Here is a 24,478-nt window from a genome sequence, read left to right on the forward strand (position 1 = left end):
ATGTGTATCGATCCATTCCCGCCGAACGGCCTGCGACGGTGTCATTTCGTGTTGGCGAGAGACGTGGCGAGCTTGCGTGCCATCGTCAGGTGGTGCTGGATCGTGGGCAGCGTATTACGCGCGAAAGCCTTGAGTTCCGGGTCCTGTCCGGACTTCGCTTCACGCTGGAACAGCCGCGCCGCCTGTTCATGCGCGGCGGGCCCCGCGACCGCCAGATAGGCGACGTCGAAATCGTGGCCCTGCTTGGACTTGAGCGCCTGCAAGTCGGGATCGACCTCCGAGGTCGCCGGCGTGCGGATGCCCTTGCGAGCGGCGATTTGCTGCAACTGGCTTGCCGCCTTGGTGTGATCGGCCACCATCTGGCGCGCGAAGTTCTTCACCTCGGTGTTCGGCGAGCGCTCCAGCGCCAATTGACTCGCCTGCACCTCGAGCATGCCGGAGCGCTCGGCAGCGTCGACGAACTCGGCGTCGACGCCGCCCGGCGGATGCGTCATGAGTCGCGAGTCTCGCGGCTTGCCGGGATCGACCATATCGGCGCCGCCGGGCCTCGGCTCGTGCGGCGTGAGCGGCGTTTGCGCGAGCGCCATCGCCGGCGTGACCAAGGCCAGTTCGGCCAGCAGGCCGTACAGGCGTCGGTGGAAGCGTCCCTGGCTGCGTTGCGTGGGTTTCATGGCGAATCTCCTGAGTCGTGGGGCATTGAAGTCGGCGCTCCGCGGTAGGCAGCACCACGCCGTTGTGCTCAGCCACCCACGGCGGTCCCACCGTTGGGGTGCAACGTCTGCCCCGTCATGTAGCTGCCATCGCGGCAGGCGAGCAGCACGTAGCACGCGGCCAACTCGTCCGGTTGCCCCGGGCGTTTGAGCGGCGTGTTGTCGCCGAACCTGGCCACTTGATCGGCGCTGAACGTCGACGGAATCAACGGCGTCCAGATCGGCCCCGGCGCCACCGCGTTCACGTAGACGCCATGCGGCGCGAGGTTGGCCGCCAGCGCACGCGTGAACGAGACGATCGCCCCTTTGCTGGCCGAGTAGTCGAGCAGCACCGGATTGCCGTGGTAGGCGGTGACCGAGGTGGTATTGACGATGCGCGCTCCCGCCTTCATGTGCACGAGCGCCGCCTGCGTCATGAAGAACATGCCGAATACGTTGGTCTGGAAGGTCCTGCGCAACTGGTCTTCCGAGATCTCGGCAAGGCTCTCGCGCACGTGCTGCTCGCCGGCGTTGTTGACGAGCACGTCGAGGCGCCCCCAGGTCTCGATCACCTTGTCGACCGCCTGACGCGCCTGTGCCCGGTCGCCGATGTCCGCTTCGATCGTCAGACATCTGCGGCCAGTCTCCTCGATGAGACCGCGTGTCGTGCCCGCGTCTTCGGACTCCTTCAGATAGACGATGGCGACGTCCGCGCCTTCCTTGGCGAAGGCCACCGCCACGGCGCGCCCGATGCCGCTGTCGCCGCCGGTCACGATGGCCACCCGATCCGCGAGCTTGCCGCTACCGACGTATTCCTTCGAGGTGTCCTGCGGCTTCGGGTGCATCTCGGCTTCCACGCCGGGCTGCTGCTTCTGCGTCTGCGGCGGTGGTCTGTTGGAATGCTGGCTTGTCGTCATGAGTCGGACTCCTGTGTCGTTACGGGTTGCGGGGGAGCGAGCGGTGAAAAATCGCGCCATTCGCCGTCTTCCCACACGCCCTCGGTGTGCTGGAGGTCGTCGGCGCCGGCATTGCGAAGCACGTTCATCGCCGTGTCGACCGTGTGCGCCGTCACATGCGCGGCGACGATGACGCCGGCGTCGCGGGCGTCGTAGGTTTGCGACCGTGCGCGACGATTGCGCATGCGCGAGAGTGCACCGGCCAACGCGCCGATGTACGCACCGACAAGGGCACCGATGAGCGGAATCGGCCACCAATGCAGGCCGTACCGGTAAATCGTTGCGCCGATCACACCGCCGACGATCGTGCCGACCGCGATGCCGAGGACCGCACCGAAGCCGCCGCGCCGCGCGCCGGGATCCGCATGCACGTCCCCGCCGATGGGAAAGCGGGCGTGCTGCCCCGCGGGGTTGAGGAAGAAGATCGACACGTCGTCCGTCCTGAAGCGCCGCGCGTACAGGCGGCGGGCTACTTCGCTAGCCCGGTCGAAGGTGTCGAAGCGTCCTGCCACAATGGTTGCCATGACGTGCCTCCGTGGTGCTTCTCATGCGCTACCGCCGGTCACATCAACTTGCCGAGTTCCTTCGATACCGATGCCGGCGTCTTGTACTCGATATCGGGAATGTGCTCGAGCGTGTCCAGAATCCTGCGCTCGGCGTGCTGGTCGTGCGCGCACGCGAGAAGCTCCGCCTTGCTGCAGGGATAGTCCATGCCCTTGAGCGCCTTCTGTACGTCCACGGGGCTCGGCGGCCGGTTGTGGCCAGTCTGGTGGCCACCCTTGTCACGGGTGGCACGGTCGCCTTCATGCGAACGGGTACGGCTCATTTCGTGACCGGTGTGTTGCGGATGATGGGAAGCCATGGTCTTTCGCTCCAAAAGGGTTGAAAAAATGGGTCGAAGTCAATGGGTGGGTTGTTTGCGCATTCGCGACAGGGCTGCGTAGGCAATTACCGTTGCCCCGACGGCAAGCGCGCCGGACAGCCGCGGGCGCTTGGCCATTGCCGTGTAAGGACAACTGCGGAACACCACACCCTCCATCCCCGCCCGCTCCTGCATGTCGCGGCCCGGCTCGTGCAGCGCATTCTCCTCGCGCGGCCGCGGCGGCTTGTCGGTGCGCTGCGTGCGCGAAAACAGGTTCGACGCCATTCGGTCGAACAACCCGGGCATGTGATACGCGCTCGAGGACATGACCTTGGCCGCGGCGCCGACGAACAGGTCGCGATGCGGGTGCGCCGCGGCGTGAAGAATGGCGTCGGCGGCAAGCTCAGGGTCGTAGATGGGTGGCGGCAACTTCGGCTCGACGTCCAGATAGTTCTTCGCGTGCTTCACGAACATCGTGTCGAGCGCGGCCGGCTTGATCAGCGTGACGCTCACCGGCGCCTGTGCGGACTCCAGTTCGAGCCGCAACGAGTCCGTGAACCCCTTCACGGCATGCTTGGAGGCCACGTAGGCGGCCTGGAGCGCGATCGGCGCATCGGACGCTTCGCTGCCCATATTGACGATGGCGCCGCCAAGCCCGTCCTGTTTGCCGCGCAGATACTCGGCCGCCACGAGCGACCCGTGCACCACGCCCCAATAGTTGGTGTCGAAAAGCTTGCGCTGGTCTTCCAGCGGAACGTCCGAGGCCGCGCCGAATATCGAAACACCGGCGTTGTTAACCCAGGTGTCGATTTCGCCGAAGGCCTCGATGGCCTTTACGGCGACGTTGCGCACCTGTTCGACATCGCAAACATCGGCGGTGACCGGAATGGCCTGACCGCCCTGCTCGCGAATCTCCTCGCAAAGCTGTTCGAGGGCAACCTGATTGCGGGCGACGAGCATGAGCTTGGCGCCGCGCCGGGCCGCCTTGCGGGCCGTCACGAGGCCAACGCCACTGGTGGCGCCCGTGATGACGATGGTCTGCTCGGAGAGCGGTTTCAATCTGTAGCTCATGAACGAGGCTCCTTGTCGAGTGCAGGCCAGGGGACTGTGCCAGTCCGCTGACACTGCCAATCTTCACCGGCTGATGCGTGGTACAGCCCTGCGGCGACCGATATGGCCGCGTCGCACTGCAGCGGCAAGCGCTGACAGTCGGCACCGTCGCCTTCGGGGACGCCGACAGGAATCTTCAACGGCGTGTGAGTCGGCATGTGGGGATTCCAGCAACCAGGTGGAACCACCACGGCGGGCGCTAGCTGGCGAAGCGCGGTTTCAGTAACGACGCTCATACGGACCTCCGGAGTTTCAGGGCAACGGCACGTGACTGCCATCGTGTACCCGAGAATGGATGCAAGTCGCGTTCCATGCGGTCTGCCACGGGAACGCTCGCAGGAGCATCGCCGCGCCATGTCTTGCACGCAGGGCGTCGGGCAGCACCATGGCACTCGCGCGGTGACGAGACCCCCTGCGTCGACCGGCCTTTTGTCCAAGCTTTTGTAAGAATGGTCGGTAGTCCGCAAGGCCCGTGCGCACGAGACGTCGCAGCGACGAGGGCCCGGCGTCGAGAACCGTTGCGCCTTGTGAAATGCGGTTCTCGACGCGCACTGTCGAGGCTGCCCGGCAGTTGTGCGCTGGCAGTCACTCCTGTTGGCATGCCAATTGCACGACGCCCTTGACGGCGCCGATTTCAAGCGCCCCCCGCCCAGCCGGAGTCATAAGTCATGCAGAAAATTGCTTTGATCAGCGAACACGCTTCGCCGCTGGCCGCCATCGGTGGGGTCGACGCCGGAGGTCAGAACATCTACGTCGCCAACGTCGCCCGACAACTCGTGTCGCGCGGCTGCCGCGTCGACGTTTTCACGCGTTGCGACAACCCGGCGCTGCCCCCTGTCGTGCCGGTCGGCCACAACATTCGCGTCATACACGTGCCCGCTGGCCCCCCGCGCGACATTCCGAAAGAGCAGTTGCTGCCGCATATGGGGGAATTCGCGGAGTTCATGGTGCGCTACTGCGCCCACGCGAATCCAGGCTACGACATCCTGCATGCCAACTTCTTCATGTCGGGGCAGGTCGGCATGCGCGTTCGGCAGGTGCTCGATATTCCGCTCGTCATGACGTTTCACGCCCTTGGACATGTCAGGCGCCACAACCAGGGAGCGTCGGACACGTTCCCCGAGGCGCGCATCGAGATCGAGACCGCTCTCGTTCGCACGGCCGACGTGATCATCGCCGAATGCCCGCAGGACAAGATCGACCTCCTCACGCTCTACAACGCCGACCCGCGTCGCATCGAGATCGTGCCCTGTGGTTTCGATGCCAACGAATTCCACCCGGTCGCCCGCGCCGACGCGCGTGCGGCGCTCGGCTGGGACGCCGACGAGTTTTCGATCCTGCAACTCGGTCGGCTGGTGCCGCGCAAGGGCATCGACAACGTGATTCGCGCGTTGCGCGTGATGTTCGACGAGGTGACATGCGGCCGGCCCGTGAAGCTCCACATCGTCGGTGGCCCGGACTATCGCATCGATGTCGACCGCTCTCCGGAACTGGCGCGGCTGTCGAAGCTCGCCCATGAGCTCGACGTTGCCGAGCATGTCGATTTCGTCGGGCGGCGCGATCGCGACGCGCTCAAGGACTTCTACAGCGCGGCTGACGTCTTCGTCACCACACCCTGGTACGAGCCGTTCGGCATCACGCCGGTCGAGGCGATGGCATGCGCCACGCCAGTGATCGGCAGCAATGTGGGCGGTATAAGAACGACGGTCGTCGACGGCGAGACGGGTTTTCTGGTGCCGCCGAAGCAGCCCGAAGCGCTCGCCGCACGTCTGGCCCAGTTGCGCGACGACCGCTGCCTCGCACACCAAATGGGCCTGGCGGGTGCGCGCCGAGCCAATCGTCACTTCACATGGAGCGGTGTCGCGGAGCAGTTGTGCGCGGTCTACGCCAGACTGGCCGGCGCACCGCGCGGCAAGGCGACCATCGTACCGCTGCCGCCCGTGCGCACGATGACGGTCAAGCCGGCCGCTCCCGTGCTTGAAACGCTCAAGGAGAGCATCCGATGAAAGAACTGCACCGCAAGCGCGTGCTCGTCACCGGCGGCGCCGGGTTCCTGGGCTCTCATCTTTGCGAGCGGCTCGTGAGCGCCGGGCATGACGTACTATGCGTCGACAACTTCTATACGGGTGTAAAGGACAACATCGCCCACCTGCTCGACGCCGGCAACTTCGAACTGATGCGTCACGACGTGACGTTCCCCCTCTACGTCGAGGTCGACGAGATCTATAACCTCGCCTGCCCGGCGTCGCCCGTGCACTATCAGCGCGACCCGGTGCAGACGACCAAGACCAGCGTGCACGGCGCCATCAACATGCTCGGACTCGCCAAGCGGACCGGCGCGCGCATTCTTCAGGCCTCGACGAGCGAGGTCTACGGCGACCCCGGCGTCCACCCGCAGGCCGAATCGTACTGGGGCAATGTGAATCCGATCGGGTTGCGCGCATGCTACGACGAGGGCAAGCGGTGTGCGGAGACGCTCTTCGTGAACTATCACCGTCAGCACGGCGTACAGACGCGCATTGCGCGCATCTTCAACACGTACGGTCCGCGCATGCACCCGCAGGACGGCCGGGTGATATCGAACCTGATCACGCAGGCGCTGCGCGGCGAACCGTTGACCGTCTACGGCGACGGCTCGCAGACCCGGGCGCTCTGCTACGTGGACGATCTGGTCGACGGCCTGATTCGGCTCATGGCGGCGGATGTGGCGGCGGAAGTGCCCGTGAACCTCGGCAGCGATCACGAGCTCTCGATGCTCGACGTCGCACGCGAGGTCCTGCATGCCACGGGCTCGAAGGCGCCCATCGAGTTCAGTCCCCTGCCCGCCGACGATCCCCGGCGCCGGTGTCCCGACTTGCGCGTCGCGGGAGAGTGTCTCGCGTGGGCGCCGTCCACCCCGCTCGCCGACGGCCTCGCCCACACGGTGCGCTACTTCTCCCAGCGGCTGGCCACGCTTTCCCAAACCTCGCGCAGGGTCGCGCGCGCCACACCGGCCGCTTCGCTATCGCCACGCAGCAGCGCCCCGGTGTAGTTGCCGAACATTTCGAGGGTCATGTGCGGCGGAATCGGCGGCACGTTCGGATCGGTCACGACATCGAGCACGGTGGGTCGATCCGCCCGAAACGCCTCGCGCCACGCCGCGCGCAAGTCGTTCGGGTCTTCTACCCGGATGCCGTTCAGCCCCAGTTGCCGAGCGTACGCGGCATAGTCGAAGGGGGGCAGCGACTGCGACACGGCAAAGCGAGGGTCGCCCTCCTGCGCGCGCTGCTCCCAGGTCACCTCGTTGAGGTCGCCGTTGTTGAGGACGAGTACGGCCAGCCGCGGGTCGCGCCACGTTTGCCACAGGTTCGACAGGGTGATCAGTTCGTTGATGCCGTTCATCTGCATCGCCCCGTCGCCTTCGAGCGCCACGACCACGCGCGACGGGTGCGCCATCTTGGCAGCCAGCGCATACGGCATGGCCGCTCCCATCGACGCCAGGCCGCCGGAGAGCGAACCCATCATGCCTTCGCGCAGTTGAACGTCCCGGGCATACCAGTTGGCTGCCGTGCCCGAGTCGGCCGTCACGATGGCGTTGTCGGGCAACTGGTGCGAGAGCTCGCGGAACACGCGCTGCGGATTGATCGGCCTGGCATCCGACGCCGCGCGCCGGTCCATGACGCGCCACCAGCGCGCCACGCGCCCCTGCACCTGCCGCCGCCAGTCGTCGTTCTGGCGAACGTGAAGCCTCGGCAGCAGCGCGTCGAGCGTGGCGCGTGCGTCACCGACCATCGCGACTTCCATCGGGTACCGCAAACTCAGCATGCGCGGATCGATGTCGATCTGCACGCCGCGCGCCCGTCCCTCTTCCGGCAGGAATTCGGCGTATGGGAATGCCGAGCCGATCATCAACAAGGTGTCGCACTCGTTCATCAGTTCCCAGCTCGGTTCCGTGCCGAGCAGGCCAATGGCGCCGGTGACCCACGGCAACGTATCGGGGATCACGGCCTTGCCGAGCAACGCCTTCGCCACACCGGCCTCCAGCCGGTTGGCGACGTCGATGACGCGTGCGCCCGCACCGAGCGCGCCGGCCCCGACAAGCATGGCGACGCGCTCGCCTGCGTTGAGCACCTCGGCGGCGCGATCGAGTTCGTCGTCCGACGGCACGACATGGCGCGGCGGCCGCTTGACGCCGTCGACGGCGGCACCGCTGCGCACGCTGCCGTGCACTCGGGGAGGCACCGTGACCGCCGGCAGGTCCTGCACGTCATTCGGGACAATGATGCAGGTGACGGCACGCTGGTCGTGCGCGATGCGCAACGCACGATCGATCACGTGCCGCGCCTGCGCAGGCGTCACGATCTCCTGCACATATTCGTGCGCCACGTCCTTGAACAACGCGTGGAGGTCGACTTCCTGCTGGAAGTCGCCGCCGAGCGAAGCCCGCTTTTGCTGACCGACGATGGCGACCACCGGCTGATGATCCGCCTTGGCGTCGTAGAGGCCGTTGAGCAGGTGAATCGCCCCCGGGCCGGACGTCGCGAGGCACACGCCGGTCTCGCCGGTGAACTTCGCATGCGCGCATGCCATGAAAGCCGCCATCTCCTCGTGCCGCACCTGTACGAACTCAGGCTCGTTCCCGGCCCTGCCAAAAGCGCCGACGATGCCGTTGATGCCGTCGCCGGGATAGCCGAATACCCGCTGCACGCCCCAAAGGCGAAGCCGTTCCAGCAGAAAATCTCCCACGCTCTGTGCCATGACGGTGTTCTCCCGGTAAATACACCACCGTCGCAAGGTTCGTGCCGTGGCGGCGCATCGCGGGCGCGCGTATGCTCGCCTTCCCTGGGAGTTGCGCCGGCATCGGACGCAGTCGTCAACCCTATCCTGCTCGGGTAATTTTCACAGGGCGCTTGAAAAAATGGCATGCCGAACGGGCGCTCACCGAGTCGTCAGCGTGAGAATCTGACGCGCCAGCGCGCGTACGTCGACCGGCTTGGCCACGTAAGCCCGGAAACCGGCGGCAAGCGCCTGATGTCGCTGCGTATTGTCCGCATGCGCCGTCACGGCCAGCACGGGAACCGGCTCGCGCGTGCCCCGCTCGTCGTTGATGTGCCGCACGAGCCAGAACCCATCGCCGTCCGGCATCTCCAGATCGGAAAGCACGATCGTGGGCGTATCCTCGCGCACGGCGGCCAGTCCCTCCTGCCCGCTCCTCGCTTCCCTGACGGTGGCCCCCAGCGTGCGCAACGCGGCTGCCAGGCTCTCGCGCGACGGGCCGTCGTCGTCAACGAGCAGGATGCGATGACCTTCGAGCACCGTTGTCGGCTGTGCGAGCAACGGCGCGGTCTGCGCGGGCATGGCTTGGGGTGGGTGGCCTTCCAGCGGCAATCGTACGGTGAACCGACTGCCGGTGCCTGCGCCCCGGCTCGCCACCTCGACGCTGCCGCCATGCAGTTCGGCAATGTGGCGTACGATCGACAGCCCCAGGCCAAGGCCGCGGCGCGGCGACACAGGCGCGTCGGACGCACGTCGGAAGGCGTCGAAAACGTAAGGCAGGAAGTCGGCCGCAATGCCTTGCCCGGTATCGATGACCGACAGGCGCAGCCAGCGGTCGTCCTGCTCCAGCGTGACCTTCACATGCCCCCCGCGCGGCGTGAACTTGATGGCGTTCGATACGAGGTTGGTGAGCATCTGGCGCAACCGCTCCCCGTCGCCGACCAGCAAGCCCGTCGTGGCGGACACGCCCGACGTGAGGGTCACGCCTTCTGTGGCCGCCATCGTCTGCATCGTTACCGTCACGTCGTGCACGATGCGTTCCACGTCGAGCAGAATCCGCTCGAGCCGGAGCTTGCCCGTGGCCAGCGACGACACGTCGAGAATGTCGTCGACCATGTGGGCCAACGAGCGCGCGCTGCGGTCGATGGCGTCCACGGCCTGCGACTGCATGTCCTTGCCCGACGGATGGCGCAGCACTTCGATCCACCCGTAGATAGCGTTAAGCGGGGTGCGCAGTTCGTGAGACACCGTGGCCAGCAGTTCGTCCTTCATGCGGTTCGAGGTGTCCGCCTGATCGCGCTCGTCGCGTGCACCGCGCAACGACCGTTGAATGTGCCGATTGTCGATGTGCTTCTTCCCCTCGTCGCGCAACACCGCCGTGGCGCCGACGCACTGTCCCCGCGCATCGCGCAATGGCGCACTGGAGAAGGCGGCGCGAAAGGGCCGCCCGTCCGCGCGCAGACACACGATATCGGCGCCCACCACGCTCGCCGTCGCAGCACTCAGGGGACGGTTGAGCGGGTAGCGCGCCAGCCAGTGCCGGGCGGCGAACTGCTCCACGGATTTGCCGATGACCCGCTGCGCCGGAAATCCGAACATCCGCTCGGCGGCCGGATTCCACTGCGTGATGCGAAGTCCGCTGTCGATGCTGACGATCGCGTTGGGCACGGCGTCGAGCACGCCTTCTGTCTTGAGTCGCGCGCCATCGCCACGGAACAGACGGGCCGCCAACACGATGACCGGCACGTAGATCAGCGCTGTCGCCCAGGCCATTTCCGGGGGGATGAGCGGCCGTAGAAGCAGGTCCGCGAACACGGCAACCAGCGACGCGAGAACGAGCATCGTCCAGCGGTGGGCACGATATTTGCTCTTCACCATGGCCACCGCAACGATCGAGGATGCAACCCATGACGCAAAGTCTCTTGTCCGAGCCGCCGGATACGTCGAAATGGCTCGTGATATCTCCGCATCTCGATGATGCCGTCTTCAGTTGCGGACGGCTGCTCGCCGCCTCGCCGGGCAGTACCGTCGTGACGGTCTTCGCAGGTGTGCCGTCCGACGACGGCAAAGCTCCGCCCTGGGACAAGGCAGCGGGTTTTGCATCGGGGCGCGCGGCCATGCAGGCCCGCCACCTCGAAGACCGCGCCGCGCTCGAAATCCTGCGTGCGCAACCGCTCTGGCTGCCGTTTCTCGACCGGCAATATTGTGAAGAGAACACACCGCAGACGATCACACCGGCCCTGCGCGAGGTCATCGACCGACATCCCGAGCACCGTATCCTCGCGCCTCTCGGCTTGTTTCACAGCGACCATGCGCTGGTGTTCGACGCGGTCTGGGCGATGCTCCACGAGCACGCGCACGTGCTGGCCGACGCCGGCGACATCGCCGAAGCCGATGCAGGCGGGTGCGAGCTCGACCGCTGGTGCTTTTACGAGGACATGCCGTACCGGCGGCTCAGCGGACTCGTGGCCGCGCGCGTGCGTCAGTGGCGCGAGCAGGGCTACACGGTCCGTCGCACCGACCTCATTGCGCCTGAGCTGGCCGGCGGCGACTTCGCCGCCGTCAAGGTCGAAGCCATGCAGGCGTACGAGAGCCAACTGGGTCTGCTTGACCCGGAGGCGCTGATCGATCTGAACACTTCCGAGAGTTACTGGCAACTGCAATGGTCTCCTGTATCGCCTTGAGTGCCTGCCCCGCCCGTGTCGCGGGGCAGCGGGATCCGCGCCTGACGGTGGTCGTGCTGTCGCATCGGCGCCCATTCGAATTGCGTCGAACGCTGCGCCGACTCGTCGCGCTGCCCGATCGTCCCGCCATCATCGTCGTGGACAATGGTTCCGAGCGCGCCCTGGCCGAAATGGTCTGCGAGCAGTTTCCCGACGTCACCCTGCTCCGCTCCGCCACCAATCTCGGCGCGTGTGCCCGCAACATCGGCGTGCGCAACGCCAGAACGCCCTACGTTGCCTTCTGCGACGACGATACGTGGTGGGAGCCCGGCTCGCTGTGCCTCGCCGCGGACTGTCTCGACAAGCACACGCACATCGGCGCCATCACGGCGCGAGTGCTGGTCGGCGTGGAACGGCGCGAAGACAGCACCAGCGAACTCATGCGGCACAGTCCGCTCGACACGTTTCCCAAACAGCCGGGACCGACCATTCTCGGCATGCTTGCCGGGGCCACCGTGTTCCGCCGGGCCGCCTTCGTCGCGGCCGGCGGGTACCATCCCCGCTTCTTTCTCGGCGGCGAAGAGGCCCTGCTCGCGCTGGACATTGCCACACAGGGATGGACGCTCGTCTACAGCGACCAGTTGACAGTGCATCACTATCCTTCGCTCATGCGCGACACCGTCACCCGACGGGCCACGCTTGCGCGCAACGCGGTCTGGACGGCATGGCTGCGCCTTCCACTGGGCGCCGCCATGCGCCAGACCTGGCGCCTCGCCCCGAAGGTGTGGCGCGAGGCAGGCGGCGTCGCGGGTTGGGCGCAAACGCTCAAGGGGCTTGCCTGGACCTTGCGCGAGCGCAGCGTCATTCCCCGACGCGTCGAGAGGATGCGGCGCCGCGTGGAGGCCGCGGAACGGACCTTCACCATGCGCGGGGCGCGAACGTGATCGAGGAGCGCCAGCGACGCCAGAGACGTTACGAGCATCGCCGCCGTGCGATAGATGGCTCATCGTGAACGCGCTGTCGAGCCGTCGTTCTTCCCGACCGGTTCCGCCGGCTCCTCCGGTTGAGCCGGTTGCGCGAGACGGCTGTAGAGCGTCTTCAGACTGATGTTGAGCATTTCCGCGGCCCTCGCCTTCACGCCACCGCACCGCTCCAACGTGCCGAGAATCAGCTTGCGATCCATGTCTTCGAGCGGCGTATCGGGCGACACCGTGACGCTGTCGTCGTTGGCAAGCGCCTCGTCGAACTCCGTCAGGATGGGCGGCGGCAGCGTATCGATCACGTCGCCATCGTTGAGGATGCGCGCACGCTGTACGAGATTACGCAATTCCCGCACGTTGCCCGGCCAGTCGTACGCGCGCAGCGCCTTGAGGGTGGCGTCGCTGAACATCACCTGCCGGCCATCGGTATCGGTCAGCGCCGTGAGGAACGCCTGCGCGAGCATCGGAATATCGTCGCCGCGTTCGCGCAACGGAGGCAGCGTGATCGGAAAGACGTTCAGCCGGTGATAGAGATCGAGGCGGAAGCGGCCGTCGCTTACGGCGGCTTCCGGATTGACGTTGGTCGCAGCGATGATGCGCACATCGACACTGGTTTCCTGAGTCGAGCCCAGGCGCGTCAACTGGCCGGTCTCCAGCACGCGCAGCAGCTTCACCTGCGATTCCGGCGGCATTTCGGTCACTTCGTCCAGAAAAAGCGTGCCGCCATCGGCTCGCTCGAAGAATCCCTTGTGCTGACGCTCGGCGCCCGTGAAGCTGCCGCGGTCGTGGCCGAACATCTCGCTCTCGACCAGATTGGCGGCGATCGCGCCGCAATTGACCGCGACGAAAGGCCCTTTGCGTCGCAAGCTCAGATCATGGACGGTCTGTGCCGCGAGTTCCTTGCCCGTGCCCGACTCGCCCATCAGGAACACCGCCGCCTCGCTCGGCGCCACGCGGCTGATCGCCCGGTACACCTCCTGCATCACCGGAGAGTTGCCGAGCATGCGGCCGAAGCGGCCGAGTTGCTGCAACTGCGCGCGCAGCGCAAGAATTTCACCGCGCAACTCGTCCGTGCGGGGCACTCTGGCAAGAATGCCGTTTAGCCGTTGCATATTGATCGGCTTGACGAGATAGTCCGCCGCACCGCGTCGCAACGCGTCAATGGCGGTGTCGAGACTGGCATGGCCTGTCATGAGCACGACCTCGACATCGGCGGCATGCGGGAAATCGTCGACAAGCGTCATGCCATCGCCGTCGGGGAGCATCAGATCGGCAAGGATCAGGTCGGGCACGCGTTTGGCGATCTTTTCGCGCGCCTGGGCAAGCGTCGACACGGCGTCGCAGTTCAACTGCTGTTCATGCGCCAGGGCACTGAGCATGTCCCGCGTGTCCTGGTCGTCTTCGACGATGAGAATGTATGGCATCTCGCAGGCCTCGGTCGGTTTGCTACCGTCGCATTGCTCGGACAGCGATCGGAAGCCGAAGGTTGCCGCATCGGACCATGCAATGTAGCTATCCGAACGTCATCGGGCGACCAAACAATCAATCCGTTGCTGCGAACGATACGTTACCCTTTATAGACGGAAACCAAACCGACGTCTGTCAGTGCCATCTTACAGATCCGGCCTTACCGGACGCGAGAACGAGGCTGCCGCACCGGCGCCATTGCCCGCATGTGCTGCATGCTACTGCGTCAACTCTCGCAGCGCGCAGTCCCAATCATGGGCGAAACGGCCGATGCCGAAGCGCGCCTGCGCATCGCGTCGCGCAGCCTCGCCCCATTCCCTGGCGAGCGACGGGTCGCGGATCAGGTTGTGCATCGCGTCGGAGAGCACGTCCAGACGCGTGTCCGCCACGCCGTTGTGTCCCGAGCGAATCAGCATGGCCATCTCCGTTGTGGCGAGCGCCACGATCGGCAGGCCGGCCATCATCGCTTCGATCACGGCAAGGCCGAGGCTCGTGTATCGAATCGGATTGAAGAAGAATCGGTACGCGCACATGAAGCGCGGCAACTCCGACGCCGGAATTTCGCCAATGCCGCCGAGTGCCTGAGCGTCCATCCCAACGAGATCGAGCGGGATTTCGCCGCGCAGGCGCTCGAACACATCGGCGCCGAGTCGCCGGCCGCGCCGGGCGAGATGATTGACGACTGTAATGCCCTTGGGCAGCGTGCCGTGCCACTCGACCTCTTCGACCAGACTGACGCCGTGCTCGATCACACGCGTCGGCGTGTCGCCCGAATCCCACATCAGCGCATTGAACGGTGTCACGTGAATAAGCATGACGTTGGGGTCCCGCACCGGATGTCGCGTGTCGGTTGGATGCCCCTGCGGTGGGTCGTGTTCGACGAACGCCGTCGGCAGGCGCCGCTGCGCGTCGCTCAACAGCGCAGGCCCATCCTCCAGGTAGTGGCGATGGTGTTGATACAGCACACAGTCGAACTCGGTATGAGGCACCGCGTGATACGGTACCTCGTGCACGTTGCCGCCCCACGGCAATGCACTGCCGCAACGCGCATATCCAGCGGGATTGTCCGGCTTTGTCACGATGTAGAAGTCGTGCGGCGCGTGCGAGAGATAGAACAGATAGTTGCCATGGACTTGCCACGTGAGCACTTTCAGCCGTCGCATACTGAATCTCCCGCGCTCAGCATCGCCCTGACGTGGCGCATGACCTGGGCCACCGAAACCTCGGTCGCGCACTCGTGTCCGTACGGACAGGAATGAAACATGCAGGGACGGCACGCCGGATGCTTTGCCAGCACGTCGTGCCGCTCCGCATCGAGGGGCGCCCAGCGCGCGACATCGCTGCCGCACGCCACCACCACGCTGCGCGCCCCCATGGCGGCCGCGATATGCGAGACGCCGGTGTCGTTGCAGATCAGCAGCCGGGCATGGGCAATGAGGGCCGCCAGCGTGCCGAGCGACGTCTTGCTGCAGAAATCGATGACGGGCTCCTGCGCGCGCGCCGCGAGCGCCTGTGCGATGTCCCGCTCGTGCGCGCCGCCGGTCAGCACCACGCGAAAACCCGCCTTCGCCACCTTGTCCGCCACGCTGGCGTAGCGCTCCACGGGCCAGCGCCGCGACGGCATTCGCGAGCCGGGGTGAATGACGACGAAGCGTCCCGGTTCGAGCCGGAATTTGTCGCACAGCACCTGGAACGTCGCGTAATCCAGCGCGGCCAACGGGAACTCGAGGTGATCGCCCCAATCCTGATAGCCCATCGCGCGCGTCAGTTCGAGACATCGGTGGACTTCCGAGCCTGCTTCCGGCCAGGGCAGACCGTGCTCGACACCCTTTTCGGCGAGATCCGCGGACACTGGTGAAGCCTCGTCATGCGGCACGAACCCCACATTGCATGCGGCCCCCATCCGGCTCACCACGGCATTCGAATACGTGCCGCTGCCATGCAACTGCACGGCGAGGTCGAAATGCCGTTCCCGGCATTGCTGTTCGAAGGCGCGCAGTTGCCCGGCATCGGCGCCCTGCTCCGGCAACCCGGGCGCACCGGGAAACGGCAGGAAGTCATCGATGTACGACTTGAAACGCGACGCGAACGACTCGGCCCACGGCAGTCCGGCGAGCGTAATTCTCGCGGCGGGCTCGCCCAGCCGGATCGCCCTGAGCGCCGGCACGGCGCATAGCATGTCGCCCAGTTGCAGCGCCCGGAACACGACGATGCGTCGGTGCTTGCCCAGATTCGGAAGCGTCAGGCGCGGCGGCGTCCCGGCGCAGGCCATTGGCGTATCGGCCGAACGATGCCGTGCTGCGGATATCGGAAGCGTGCTCATAGGAATAGCACCTTGAAGTGAAGACCGCCCCGCACGCGCCAGTACAACGAGACCGGCGGGATGGCGATCGATGTCCAGATCATCTCGGCGACGTGCGCCGGCGTGCGCGCGGTATGCCGCAACCGTCTGACGCAGAACACGGCCGTGGCGACACCCCAGACGATCAGTGCCGCAGCGGCGGCCGCGTATTGCCCGAAGACGGTCAGCAACACCGCGAGCAGCAGCGCGAATCCAGCAATGTAGTAAAGCCACGGCGGCGATGGCCGAATGTGCCGGCGATAGAGGGCCGGGTACTTCTTGTAGAGCAAGGCGTCGAAGAACACCTTCGACTGCTGGCTGACGCTCACACCCCAATGCGCGGGGCGCACCGGGTGCAGGACACGCGCGCCCGGCGCGCGCGAGACGGTCCCGACGTTGCGCAGCGCGAACATGAGATCCGCGTCTTCTCGCCAGGCACGGGTGAAGCGCTCGTCGAAGCCGCCCACCAAGGCAAGCGCACTTCGCCGCACGAAGCAGTTTGCCGTGGCGAATTCGGCGTGCGCCAATCCACTGGCATCGCGTTCGTAGTCGGTTGGGGGATCGGCAATCGGCATCTCGATGTCTCCCGCGACGGCCGCCGCCCCGGGCTCGCGAAGCAACGCGGCGCAACCGCCCCGCAGCCACAGCGGATCGGGGATCGTGTCGTCATCCGTGAATGCGACGATGGGCGCCTTCGCGAGCCGCCAGCCCGCGTTGCGTGCGGCGGCCGGGCCTTGCGTCTTCGCGACGGGCAGGTAGACCACCTCGGGCGCGCCCGCCATGCGGGCCTGAAATTCGGCAACGACGTCGCGTGTGGCAGCGTCGGGGCCATCGTCCGCCACGATGATCTCGAATGCCGTGGCGTCGAACCGCTGCGCGCACAGTGCCGTGAGGCACCGGCGCAGCAGGTCCGGACGACGCCAGGTCGGCACCACGACCGACACGACGAGATGGGAATCTGTCGCGGAGCCCATGGAACTCATTGCGCCTTCTCCAGCAGGAACGGGCCGATGACGAGCGCGTCGAGAGGCGACGCCCAGAAGCATTCGACCGCATCGCGCGGCGTGCAGACGATGGGTTCGCCACGCGTGTTGAACGACGTGTTGACCAGCACCGGCACGCCGGTCAGCGCCTCGAACTCCGTCAGCAACGCGTGATAGTCCGGGTTTTGGGACGCGTTCACGGTCTGCACCCGAGCGGTGCCGTCGACGTGACACACGGCGGGAATGCGGGTGTCCCGGCCTGACGCAATGCCGTACACGAACAGCATGAACGGCGCGTAGAGCTTGCCGCCTTCCTCCCGCTCGCGTCGCATTGGGCGGAACCACTCATGGGCCTTCTCCTCGAGCACCACTGGCGCCACCGGCCGGAAGTCCTCGCGATCCTTGATCTGGTTCAGGCGCTGCTGCATGCCCGGATCGATCGGCGAGGCCAGGATCGAACGCGCGCCGAGCGCGCGCGGACCGAACTCCATGCGCCCCTGGAACCAGCCGATCACGCGATTCTGCGCGAGCAACTTCGCCGTCTCGCGAGGCACGTCGTCCAGGCGGCGATAGCACAGCTTGGCCTCGTCGAGGAAAGCCCTGATCTCTGTCTCCTCGAACGACGGACCGAGATAGGCGTGCGCCATGCGCCAATCGCCGCGCGTGCCACGTTGCTTGAAATCGACCCACAACGCCGCGCCCAGCGCCGTACCGGCATCGCCCGCGGCAGGCTGCACCCAGACCGACGCGAACGGTCCCTCGTCCCGCACGCGCGCGTTCATCACGCAGTTGAGCGCCACGCCACCGGCCATCGCGAGACAACGCTCGCCGGTCTCCTTCGCCAGCCACTGCGTCATGTCGAGGACGAGGGACTCGAGCGTGTCCTGCAGCGATCGCGCGATGTCGAAATGGTGTTGTTCCAGCGGCCAGCCGCGCTGGCGGGCCGGGCCCAGCAGTCCGGTGAGATCGCGCTCCGGCGTCACGTAGGTCCCGTGGCCGACATAGCGCGCCAACGCCTGCATCTCGGGCAGATACGAGGGCTGTCCGAACGAAGCGAGCGCCATCACCTTGTACTCGTCGGACGAGTGCAGAAAGCCGAGATGCCTCGTAATGCGCTCATAGAGCAGGCCAAGCGAATTCGGTAGATCGATCTGCTTGATGCGCTGATAGCGACTCCCGTCGAACAAGCCGTAGCTCGTGGTGACGAGTTCTCCGCGGCCGTCCATCGTGAGAACCGCACAGCGCTCGAACGGCGCGGCGAGAAACGCGCTGGCCTCGTGGGCCAGATGGTGCTCCACGTTGTGCCATTGATATGGACCGTCATGGCGCAGCCCTCGGAACCGCTTCTGCAGATGGTGCGGCACGCCGTCGGCCAGTTGTCGCGGCGCATTGACGACATACGACAGGAACAGCGGATCCCAGGGCGAACCGTTGCCTGCGGGACTGGCGTGAGCCGACGGCATCAACGGCAGTTGCATGAACGCGTTGTGCAAGTCCTGCGAGGATCCACCACGCATGTCGATGCCGGGGATATCTCCGCGTGCGACCTGCAACCACGGATCGTATGCATAGGCGACGTCATGCACGTCGCGCATTTCGATATCCGCCACCTGCAGGCAATAGTCGATGGCGTGGTAAGGCAGCTCCCAGGCCGAAAACGGGACGGGCCGCTTCCCATGCTTGATGTGGGTGAAGCGTTCCTCCTCGGCTGCCGCGACGACCTCCCCGTCCCGTATCAGACACGCGGCGCTGTCGTGAAAGGCGGCGTTGACGCCCAAGGTGTAACGCGTTGCGGACTGCGGCATGTCAGCGACTCCTCGCAAGAATGTCGTGCGCGGCGGCGACGGCGGCTCCAGCCGGCAAGGTGTCACGTGCGCCGCCATGCGCGGGACGCAGCAGCGCCGTGCGTGGCGCCTCGCCGTGCACACTAGGCTCGGTGCGTGAAGTGCGCGACGTACGAGACAGCAGGAGACGCGCCGCCGCGACCACCGCGTCCGGCGACACGCCCGTCAGACACGGATGGCCCGGCTGGTCGCACACGCTGCGGTAACAATTCCGGCATGGCACGTCAACGTTGAGCACGCGATTCGGCACCTGCCAGGGACGATGCTGCGGATTGGTGAGTGCGTAGAGATCGACCACGGGCGTGCCGAGCGCGGCTGCGATATGGACCGGGCCCGTGTTGTTCGCGACGAGCAGGTCGGCGCGTTCGATCAACGCCGCGAGCTTGCCCAGCGACAGCGCGCCCGCGAGCGGCACCGCTTTTCTGCCGATGCGGGCACAGATCGCCGCCACGAGCGCCTGTTCGTCGTGGCTGCCGGTCACCGCGACACCGTCGAAGTCGCACGCGAGCTGGGCGCCCGCTTCGCCGAAGCGCTCTGCCGGCCACCGCCGCGATGATGCCGTGGCGCCCGGATGAATGACGAGCCAACGCCCGGCCGAATGGTGACGACGTGCTGCGGCAAGCAGTTCGGCGACAGCCCTGCGATCCTGACGCCGGACCTCGAACCCGAGGCGGTCGTCGGAGGTCACGGCGCCCACCGACTGAACGAGCGCGAGCTGACGCACCACTTCGTGCCGGGTCCCCGAGTGCGGCTCGGTTTCCGCGATCCGGTCGGTCAGCAGCGCGTAGGGATTCTCCCGGCAATGGGCAAGCCGCAGCGGAATGCCGGCCAGCCGACACATCAACGCGGCAGGCAGTGGGCTTTGCGAATACACCGTGAAGATCGCCGCCGCGTCGAAACGCGCTTCGCGCAGGCGTTCGATCATCGCGAGGTCCGGCTCCGGCGTCGAAGTCACGGGATGCTTCACCCAGGGAGCATCGTAGGCCCACACGTCGTCGATCATGTTCAGGAACGGCGCGAGCTTCGCGGCGGACGACGACGTCAGCAGCGTGAGATGGCGGTCGCAGCCCGACTGTTTGAGCGCCCGCATCGCCGGCGTCGTCATCAGCACGTCGCCCATGTTGTCGAGCCGGACGCAGAGGATGCGCCGCGCTGCACGCCAGCCGTTCATGATGGCCTCCCGAGCGCGACGGCGCTCGCATCGCGCACACGCGAAACCACCAGACGCGAGGCCTGGTCCACGGCAGCCACGGTGTGATCCGGCGTACGGTGCATGCCGGGTCGCCATTCCGTTTCGTTGCCGCAGTCGACGAGCACCGTCTCGCAACCTGCCACGTTGCCGGCTTCGATGTCGTCGAGAATGTCGCCGATCATCCAGCATCGGGACAGCGGCACGCCGATATGGCGCGCAGCCGCCCGCAGCAATCCCGGTGCCGGCTTGCGGCACGCGCAAACGGTGCGATAGGCGGCGTCGCGTCCCTGGGGATGGTGCGGGCAGTAGAAGAACCCGGCGAAGTCCACGCCGTAGTCCGCCATCACGCGTGACAGATGTTCGCGCACGTCGTTGAGCGCGGATTCCGCAAAGTGGCCGAACGCCACACCCGGTTGATTGGACACGACGGCGACCGGCCAGCGCAGCGATGCGAAGTCGCACAGCGCCTGCTCGGCGCCTGGCGCCAGACGAATGCGGCTCGGGTCGACGTTGAACGGGTCGTCGTCGATGAGCGTGCCGTCCTTGTCGATCAGAATGGCGCCCGCCGGGAACGTGTCGCCAGAGATCACGGCCATGACGTTTCTCGCATCGGCAGCACCATGACCTCCGGAATGACGGTGCCGTCGGGCTGCGTCAGGACGAAACGCACGGTGTTGGCCACGTTTTCGGGCGGCTGCAGCGTCGTCTCGTCGATGTCGGGAAAACGCTCGAGCAGGAACGGTGTGCGCATGCCGCCAGCGACGATCGCCGTGACCTTGATGTCGGCCTCGCGCAGTTCGGCATGCAGCGCGTGCGACAGCCCGAGCAGGCCCCACTTCGTGGCGTGATAGGCCGAGGCGTTCGGCCAGGCGCGCTTGGCGGCCGTCGAGGCGATGTTGACGATGTGTCCGCCGCCGCACGCGCGCATCATCGGCACGGCGGCATGACACATCAGGTACGGCCCGAAGAGGTTCGTCATCAGCACGTCGTGCCACGCCGCCGCACTCACTTCGTCGACCGGCGCGGTGATGTCGATGCCGGCGTTGTTGACGATCACATCGAGCCCGCCCATGCGGGCACGGGCATCGTGGACGGCTTCGGTGACCGACGCTTCGTGGCGAACGTCGAAGCATTGAAACGCAACGTCGAGCCCCTGCGCGGTCAGGCTTTCGCACGTCGTGGCGGCCAACGTGCGATCCACGTCCGCCAGCGTGACGCGCGCCCCCGCGCTCGCGAGGTTCTCGCAGATCGCCGCGCCAAGGCCTCGGGCGCCGCCCGTCACGAGGACGTTTCGCCCTCGCAACGTTGGCTCGGCCGTCGGGCGCGCATCGTGATGTTCCTTTGCTGACATGCTGGCTCCTGAAAGACATTCCAAATGGCACAACGGTTGACGGGACAACTGACTGAGACAGAGCGAATTGCATGCCAGTCAGGAGCGCGTCGGTTGACGACCTGACGCAGTAATGCGTAACTCCATGTTTCATAAAGCGTTCCGTTCCCGGACAGGGTGACGGGACGCGCATCCGCGAGTGGCAGTGTCGTGCGGTGCCGCACCTCCGCCCTGCCTTTCTGCCAGCCCTGTGTAATTTGGCGATGCCCGGCCTCGGGGCGCTCGCCGGCGCTCAGTCGTCCGACAGCGCGAGCGTTTCGGAGGTGCGGTTGGCGCGATGCTGCGCCACGGCGCGCAGACAGTGCGCGACGCAGCCGGCAAGCGCCTCGTCGAAATGCGGCTGGGCGCCGGACACGGCGACGACGATGCCGTGCTGCGCCACGCTTCCCCAAAGATTGGTGTCGCCCCTGCGCAGCCGGTGCGGTTCGCACAGTTGCACGACGCGACTGTCCTTGCCGGTGAGCCACGAGACCCGGGCCTTGGCGCGCGCATAGGCACCGTAGTCGGCGTCCCATTGCTTCCGGTCCGGCAGCGAGAGCTCGTACAGGATCGACTCCTCGAATGTCGCGACGTCGGGCCCCATCGCGGGATCCATCACAACGATGTGCAGGCAGCCGCTCTGGCTCACGGTATCGTTGTGCATGGCGCTCAGCAGCGTGGGCATGAGCAGTTCCAGCGCCTCGATGGCGGCTTCCCGGTCGGCGAAGTGACTTCCGTTGTGGCGCGTCATGTCAAAAGCGGTGAGGTTCGGTGGGTTGCTGGGAAGTTGCGGGGTGAGCGTCGGCATTGCGTTCTCCGGAAAGGGAAACAGGGATGTCTTGGTCGCCGCCGGCCCCATGCGCCGCCAACGGCAGCGTGATGCGCAAGGTCACACCCTCGTCGTCGTGCGATCTCGTGAGGTAGGCGCCGTGTTGTTCCAGGCTGGCCTGGATCGAGGTGAAGTCGAGCAAAGAGAGTTCGGGGGCGTCGAACAGCGGGCCGCCGAGTACGATCGCCGCGTCCGTCGCCCCGCTCACCACGCGGACATCGAGCCGTCCGTCCTGGCCCGCCATCTCCACGCCGAAGCGCAGGATTTCCCACAGCAGGTGGTGCAGCCCCGGCGCGTCGACGGCGACCACCGGATCGTCGCTCGTCATCTCGCGGTTCAATTGCGTCCGATGAACGCGCAACGGCTCGCGCAAGGCATCGAGCACGCCGTCGACGAAAGGCACGAGCTGCACGGGTTGCATGACGACGCGACGCTCGATCTGCTCCAGCTCGCGCTGTTGCTCCTGGAGGTGCCACAGCTGCGCGTAGACGCTGCCGCGGGCGAGCAGGTCGTCGTGGCGGCCTTGCTCCACGATACGGCCCCGATCCATCACGAGGATCCGATCCGCACCGACGATCGTGGACAGTCGATGTGCGATCAACAGGCTCGTGCGTTGTTCGGCCAGTTGCATCATCTCGGCTTGGATCGCGCGCTCGGTTCGCGTGTCGAGGGCGGACGTGGCTTCGTCGAACACGATGATCGGCGGACGCTTGAGCAGCGCACGAGCGATGGCGATGCGCTGCCGCTCTCCGCCCGAGAGTCGCATGCCGCGCTCGCCGACGCGGGTCTCGTACGCGTCGGGCAGCGCCTCGATGAAGGGGGCAAGTTGCGCGCTGCGTGCGGCCTTGACGACATCGGCGCGCGTGGCGCCCGGCCGACCGTAGGCGATGTTGTATGCGAGCGTTTCGTTGAACAGGATCGTGTCCTGCGGCACGATGCCGATGGCGTCGCGCACGCTCTGTTGCGTGACCTCGCGCAGATCCTGGCCATCGATGCGTATGACGCCGGCGTCGGGCTGATACAGACGAAAGAGCAGGCGCACAAGCGTCGATTTGCCGGAGCCGCTGCCGCCGACGACGGCCACCGTCTGGGCGCTGCCCACGCGAAACGACACGTCGTGCAACAGTTGCCGCCCCGGCTCGTAGCTGAAGTCCACGCCCGAAAACTCGATGGCGCCCCCCGTGACGACGAGCGGGCGGGCGTCGCGCGCGTCGTTGTCCTCGTCCGGCCGCCCCTTGGCGAAGAGCAGCGCGAAGAGGCGTTCGATGTTGGTGATGGCGTCGTTCGTCTCGCGGAACACAAAGCCCAGCGAATTGAGTGGCAGGCTGACCTGGATGATGTACGCGTTGATGAGCACCAGATCGCCGAGGGTCATGGCGCGGGTCATGACGTGCTGCCCCGCGAGCAGCATGACGGCGGCAATGCCGGCGCCGATACAGGCGCTCTGCCCGATGTGCAATGCGGAGAGCGCCGCCTGGTTGGCCACGCCCGCCTTCGCCCAGTCGTCCGCGACGACGCGCAGCCTTTCCGTCTCGAACGACTCCCGCACGAAATACTTGACGGTGTCGGCATTGAGCAGGCTGTCGACGATGCGGCTGCTCTGTGCGGCCTCGAGCGCGTTGACCTGCTTCTGCATGCGCATGCGGCGGCGCGTAGCGTAGGCCGTCCATGCGGCGTAGGACACGAACGTCGTCGCGATGATCGCGAGAAACCCACCGCCGTAGTTGCGCACGATGATCACCAGGATCATCCCGATCTCGACCAGCGTCGGGACGATGGCGAAGAGCGAGACGCCGAGCAGGAAGCCCACCGCCGTCGTCCCCTTTTCCATGTCGCGAATGACCGCACCGGTTTCCCGTTGTGCGTGAAACCGCGCGCTCAGGTGGTGCAGGTGCGAGAAGGTCCTGACGGTCAGGTCCGCCACGGTGCGCTGCGTGACTTCGCAAAAGGCGACGTCGCGCACCTCGTTGAAGGCGTTGGACATGAAGCGCACGACCGCGTAACCGAGGATCGCGAAGACCGGCAACATCGCGACCGTCGGCGCGCCCAGCTCGTCCACGATGCGTTTGAGCAGTACCGGGACCGACACCGAGGCGAGTTTCGCGGCAAGCAGCAGCGCCAGCGCGAGGGCCACGCGCCAGCCGTGCGCGCGCACGGCCTGCCAGAGGTAGGCTGCGATCTGCCATTTCACATTGCCGGATGCGGGATCTGTCTTCGATGTCATGACCTTCTGGCTCGCCGGGCGTGGCGTTGGATGCGCGGCGCGGGACGGGGCAAACCCATGGTCTCAATGGCGGCGCAAGAGTCATACCAAGGCGCTTATGCCAGGCTGTGCCGGGCGGTTCCAGGGCGATGGCGGGAGAAAACTGCAAAGACGTGCAAATTGGCAGCGCGGCACGGTTGCCTTGTTGCATGGAGCCAACTTATGATGCCGGATT

Annotated in this window: 20 protein-coding genes and 1 pseudogene; 4 read left to right on the forward strand and 17 right to left on the reverse strand. The window is 66.2% G+C overall.

Annotated features, from left to right (window positions below; all coding sequences use genetic code 11):
- Positions 1–41: 41 nt before the first annotated feature.
- The 5 genes from RO07_RS12930 to RO07_RS12950 all read right to left on the reverse strand — a co-directional run bounded on the left by RO07_RS12930 (position 42) and on the right by RO07_RS12950 (position 3,578).
- A complete protein-coding gene (locus RO07_RS12930) occupies positions 42–671 on the reverse strand; it encodes a DUF4142 domain-containing protein (protein WP_084072595.1) in 630 nt (209 codons plus the stop codon).
- A gap of 68 nt (positions 672–739) precedes the next feature.
- Positions 740–1,606, reverse strand: a complete 867-nt coding sequence (locus RO07_RS12935) for an SDR family oxidoreductase (RefSeq protein ID WP_039411202.1) — start codon at positions 1,604–1,606, stop codon at positions 740–742.
- Positions 1,603–2,169, reverse strand: coding sequence for a membrane protein (locus tag RO07_RS12940; RefSeq protein ID WP_039411204.1), 567 nt, complete (start codon positions 2,167–2,169; stop codon positions 1,603–1,605). The genes RO07_RS12935 and RO07_RS12940 overlap by 4 nt, the downstream gene beginning before the upstream one ends.
- Before the next feature lie 38 nt (positions 2,170–2,207).
- On the reverse strand, positions 2,208–2,507 hold the full coding sequence (locus tag RO07_RS12945; RefSeq protein ID WP_039411206.1) for a DUF2795 domain-containing protein: 300 nt from the start codon (positions 2,505–2,507) through the stop codon (positions 2,208–2,210).
- A gap of 39 nt (positions 2,508–2,546) precedes the next feature.
- Positions 2,547–3,578 carry an SDR family oxidoreductase gene (locus RO07_RS12950; protein ID WP_039411207.1) on the reverse strand — a complete coding sequence of 344 codons (1,032 nt, stop codon included), beginning with the start codon at positions 3,576–3,578 and terminating at the stop codon, positions 2,547–2,549.
- Between the two features lie 707 nt (positions 3,579–4,285).
- Here RO07_RS12950 and RO07_RS12955 point away from each other — a divergent pair.
- Both RO07_RS12955 and RO07_RS12960 read left to right on the forward strand, forming a co-directional pair.
- On the forward strand, positions 4,286–5,623 hold the full coding sequence (locus RO07_RS12955; RefSeq protein WP_052267262.1) for a glycosyltransferase family 4 protein: 1,338 nt from the start codon (positions 4,286–4,288) through the stop codon (positions 5,621–5,623).
- Complete coding sequence (locus tag RO07_RS12960) at positions 5,620–6,648, forward strand: UDP-glucuronic acid decarboxylase family protein (RefSeq protein ID WP_039411208.1); 1,029 nt, start codon at positions 5,620–5,622, stop codon at positions 6,646–6,648. The genes RO07_RS12955 and RO07_RS12960 overlap by 4 nt, the downstream gene beginning before the upstream one ends.
- Here RO07_RS12960 and RO07_RS12965 read toward each other — a convergent pair.
- Both RO07_RS12965 and RO07_RS12970 read right to left on the reverse strand, forming a co-directional pair.
- Positions 6,546–8,354, reverse strand: a complete 1,809-nt coding sequence (locus RO07_RS12965; RefSeq protein WP_039411210.1) for a thiamine pyrophosphate-requiring protein — start codon at positions 8,352–8,354, stop codon at positions 6,546–6,548. The genes RO07_RS12960 and RO07_RS12965 overlap by 103 nt on opposite strands.
- Positions 8,355–8,534: 180 nt before the next feature.
- Positions 8,535–10,250, reverse strand: coding sequence for a PAS domain-containing hybrid sensor histidine kinase/response regulator (locus RO07_RS12970; RefSeq protein WP_052267263.1), 1,716 nt, complete (start codon positions 10,248–10,250; stop codon positions 8,535–8,537).
- A 29-nt stretch (positions 10,251–10,279) separates the two neighbouring features.
- On the opposite strand from RO07_RS12970, the gene RO07_RS12975 reads away from it, so the two are divergent.
- Both RO07_RS12975 and RO07_RS12980 read left to right on the forward strand, forming a co-directional pair.
- On the forward strand, positions 10,280–11,056 hold the full coding sequence (locus RO07_RS12975; protein ID WP_052267264.1) for a PIG-L deacetylase family protein: 777 nt from the start codon (positions 10,280–10,282) through the stop codon (positions 11,054–11,056).
- Positions 11,035–11,979, forward strand: a complete 945-nt coding sequence (locus RO07_RS12980) for a glycosyltransferase family 2 protein (protein WP_039411214.1) — start codon at positions 11,035–11,037, stop codon at positions 11,977–11,979. Before RO07_RS12975 ends, RO07_RS12980 begins: the two co-directional genes overlap by 22 nt.
- Positions 11,980–12,038: 59 nt before the next feature.
- Here RO07_RS12980 and RO07_RS12985 read toward each other — a convergent pair whose 3' ends face one another.
- The 10 genes and pseudogenes from RO07_RS12985 to RO07_RS13030 form a co-directional block, all read right to left on the reverse strand.
- Entirely contained in the window at positions 12,039–13,439 is a 1,401-nt protein-coding gene (locus RO07_RS12985; protein WP_052267265.1) for a sigma-54-dependent transcriptional regulator, read from the reverse strand.
- Positions 13,440–13,700: 261 nt separating this feature from the next.
- The gene (locus RO07_RS12990; RefSeq protein ID WP_039411216.1) at positions 13,701–14,645 is read right to left on the reverse strand and encodes a glycosyltransferase; all 945 of its coding nucleotides are present in this window, start codon (positions 14,643–14,645) and stop codon (positions 13,701–13,703) included.
- Complete coding sequence (locus RO07_RS12995) at positions 14,633–15,754, reverse strand: glycosyltransferase family 9 protein (protein ID WP_052267266.1); 1,122 nt, start codon at positions 15,752–15,754, stop codon at positions 14,633–14,635. Before RO07_RS12995 ends, RO07_RS12990 begins: the two co-directional genes overlap by 13 nt.
- A gap of 47 nt (positions 15,755–15,801) precedes the next feature.
- Positions 15,802–16,797: a glycosyltransferase family 2 protein gene (locus tag RO07_RS13000; protein WP_039415362.1), complete on the reverse strand. Its 996-nt coding sequence runs from the start codon at positions 16,795–16,797 to the stop codon at positions 15,802–15,804.
- Positions 16,798–16,802: 5 nt separating this feature from the next.
- Positions 16,803–18,611 (reverse strand): carbamoyltransferase family protein, encoded by a 1,809-nt coding sequence (locus tag RO07_RS13005; protein ID WP_039411218.1) that lies wholly within the window; start codon positions 18,609–18,611, stop codon positions 16,803–16,805.
- Position 18,612: 1 nt separating this feature from the next.
- Positions 18,613–19,821, reverse strand: a complete 1,209-nt coding sequence (locus tag RO07_RS13010; protein ID WP_052267267.1) for a glycosyltransferase family 9 protein — start codon at positions 19,819–19,821, stop codon at positions 18,613–18,615.
- Positions 19,818–20,438, reverse strand: a complete 621-nt coding sequence (locus RO07_RS13015) for a D-glycero-alpha-D-manno-heptose-1,7-bisphosphate 7-phosphatase (RefSeq protein WP_039411221.1) — start codon at positions 20,436–20,438, stop codon at positions 19,818–19,820. The genes RO07_RS13010 and RO07_RS13015 overlap by 4 nt, the downstream gene beginning before the upstream one ends.
- Entirely contained in the window at positions 20,429–21,193 is a 765-nt protein-coding gene (locus RO07_RS13020; RefSeq protein WP_039411223.1) for an SDR family oxidoreductase, read from the reverse strand. The genes RO07_RS13015 and RO07_RS13020 overlap by 10 nt, the downstream gene beginning before the upstream one ends.
- Before the next feature lie 271 nt (positions 21,194–21,464).
- Entirely contained in the window at positions 21,465–21,962 is a 498-nt protein-coding gene (locus tag RO07_RS13025; protein WP_052267268.1) for a hypothetical protein, read from the reverse strand.
- A gap of 118 nt (positions 21,963–22,080) precedes the next feature.
- A pseudogene (locus tag RO07_RS13030) lies at positions 22,081–24,264 on the reverse strand (ABCB family ABC transporter ATP-binding protein/permease); the annotation flags it as partial.
- Between the last annotated feature and the right edge of the window lie 214 nt (positions 24,265–24,478).

The sequence above is a fragment of the Pandoraea pulmonicola genome (genome assembly GCF_000815105.2).
Lineage (GTDB): Bacteria > Pseudomonadota > Gammaproteobacteria > Burkholderiales > Burkholderiaceae > Pandoraea > Pandoraea pulmonicola.

What these genes read in the sequence shown, in the direction of transcription:
- RO07_RS12990 (WP_039411216.1), bottom strand. Translation starts at nt 14,645, where the DNA reads ATGCGACGGCTGAAAGTGCTCACGTGGCAAGTCCATGGCAACTATCTG.
- RO07_RS13010 (WP_052267267.1), bottom strand. Translation starts at nt 19,821, where the DNA reads ATGAACGGCTGGCGTGCAGCGCGGCGCATCCTCTGCGTCCGGCTCGAC.
- RO07_RS12970 (WP_052267263.1), bottom strand. Translation starts at nt 10,250, where the DNA reads ATGGTGAAGAGCAAATATCGTGCCCACCGCTGGACGATGCTCGTTCTC.
- RO07_RS12975 (WP_052267264.1), top strand. Translation starts at nt 10,280, where the DNA reads ATGACGCAAAGTCTCTTGTCCGAGCCGCCGGATACGTCGAAATGGCTC.
- RO07_RS12940 (WP_039411204.1), bottom strand. Translation starts at nt 2,169, where the DNA reads ATGGCAACCATTGTGGCAGGACGCTTCGACACCTTCGACCGGGCTAGC.
- RO07_RS12985 (WP_052267265.1), bottom strand. Translation starts at nt 13,439, where the DNA reads ATGCCATACATTCTCATCGTCGAAGACGACCAGGACACGCGGGACATG.
- RO07_RS12945 (WP_039411206.1), bottom strand. Translation starts at nt 2,507, where the DNA reads ATGGCTTCCCATCATCCGCAACACACCGGTCACGAAATGAGCCGTACC.
- RO07_RS13020 (WP_039411223.1), bottom strand. Translation starts at nt 21,193, where the DNA reads ATGTCAGCAAAGGAACATCACGATGCGCGCCCGACGGCCGAGCCAACG.
- RO07_RS12980 (WP_039411214.1), top strand. Translation starts at nt 11,035, where the DNA reads ATGGTCTCCTGTATCGCCTTGAGTGCCTGCCCCGCCCGTGTCGCGGGG.
- RO07_RS13005 (WP_039411218.1), bottom strand. Translation starts at nt 18,611, where the DNA reads ATGCCGCAGTCCGCAACGCGTTACACCTTGGGCGTCAACGCCGCCTTT.
- RO07_RS12995 (WP_052267266.1), bottom strand. Translation starts at nt 15,754, where the DNA reads ATGGCCTGCGCCGGGACGCCGCCGCGCCTGACGCTTCCGAATCTGGGC.
- RO07_RS12950 (WP_039411207.1), bottom strand. Translation starts at nt 3,578, where the DNA reads ATGAGCTACAGATTGAAACCGCTCTCCGAGCAGACCATCGTCATCACG.
- RO07_RS12955 (WP_052267262.1), top strand. Translation starts at nt 4,286, where the DNA reads ATGCAGAAAATTGCTTTGATCAGCGAACACGCTTCGCCGCTGGCCGCC.
- RO07_RS12930 (WP_084072595.1), bottom strand. Translation starts at nt 671, where the DNA reads ATGAAACCCACGCAACGCAGCCAGGGACGCTTCCACCGACGCCTGTAC.
- RO07_RS12965 (WP_039411210.1), bottom strand. Translation starts at nt 8,354, where the DNA reads ATGGCACAGAGCGTGGGAGATTTTCTGCTGGAACGGCTTCGCCTTTGG.
- RO07_RS12935 (WP_039411202.1), bottom strand. Translation starts at nt 1,606, where the DNA reads ATGACGACAAGCCAGCATTCCAACAGACCACCGCCGCAGACGCAGAAG.
- RO07_RS13015 (WP_039411221.1), bottom strand. Translation starts at nt 20,438, where the DNA reads ATGGCCGTGATCTCTGGCGACACGTTCCCGGCGGGCGCCATTCTGATC.
- RO07_RS12960 (WP_039411208.1), top strand. Translation starts at nt 5,620, where the DNA reads ATGAAAGAACTGCACCGCAAGCGCGTGCTCGTCACCGGCGGCGCCGGG.
- RO07_RS13025 (WP_052267268.1), bottom strand. Translation starts at nt 21,962, where the DNA reads ATGACGCGCCACAACGGAAGTCACTTCGCCGACCGGGAAGCCGCCATC.
- RO07_RS13000 (WP_039415362.1), bottom strand. Translation starts at nt 16,797, where the DNA reads ATGGGCTCCGCGACAGATTCCCATCTCGTCGTGTCGGTCGTGGTGCCG.